The sequence below is a fragment of the Ruegeria conchae genome (assembly GCF_000192475.1).
Lineage (GTDB): Bacteria > Pseudomonadota > Alphaproteobacteria > Rhodobacterales > Rhodobacteraceae > Ruegeria > Ruegeria conchae.
Genome location: NZ_AEYW01000026.1, coordinates 1 through 756, shown reverse-complemented (window position 1 = coordinate 756; position 756 = coordinate 1). Strand labels below are relative to the sequence as shown.

At 60.7% G+C, this 756-nt stretch carries 1 protein-coding gene; it reads left to right on the top strand.

Annotation, left to right across the window (positions count from 1 at the left end; translation table 11 throughout):
- The coding region (glyA, locus tag G7G_RS0122205) for a serine hydroxymethyltransferase (RefSeq protein ID WP_010443719.1) at positions 1-756 on the top strand (756 nt) is incomplete at both ends.

The window sequence follows — 756 nt, the reverse complement described above, 5'->3', positions numbered from 1 at the left end:
TCTCTGCCGCTGTCATGGAAGCGCAGGGCTCGGTGATGACCAACAAATACGCCGAAGGTTATCCCGGTCGTCGCTACTATGGCGGTTGCGAGTTCGTTGATATCGCTGAAAACCTGGCCATCGACCGCGCCAGGCAGCTGTTTGGTTGCGGCTTTGCCAACGTGCAGCCGAACTCGGGCAGCCAAGCGAACCAGGGCGTGTTCCAGGCGCTGATCCAACCCGGCGACACCATCTTGGGCATGAGCCTGGATGCCGGCGGTCACCTGACCCACGGCGCGCGCCCCAACCAGTCGGGCAAGTGGTTCAACGCGGTGCAGTACGGCGTCCGCAAGGAAGACAACATGCTGGATTATGATCAGGTCGAGGCGCTTGCGAAAGAACACCAGCCCAAGCTGATCATCGCAGGCGGTTCGGCCATTCCACGTATTATCGATTTTGCCCGCATGCGCGAGATCGCCGATATGGTCGGTGCGTATCTGCACGTGGATATGGCGCATATTGCGGGCCTGATTGCAGCGAGTGAGCACCCGTCGCCCTTCCCGCACGCGCACGTCGCGACAACCACCACGCACAAGACGCTGCGCGGCCCCCGCGGCGGCATGATCCTGACCAACGACGAAGCGATCGCGAAAAAGGTAAACTCGGCAATCTTCCCCGGTATTCAGGGTGGTCCGCTGATGCATGTGATCGCTGGCAAAGCAGTAGCGTTTGGCGAGGCGCTGCGGCCCTCGTTCAAGGACTACATCAAGCAGGTTA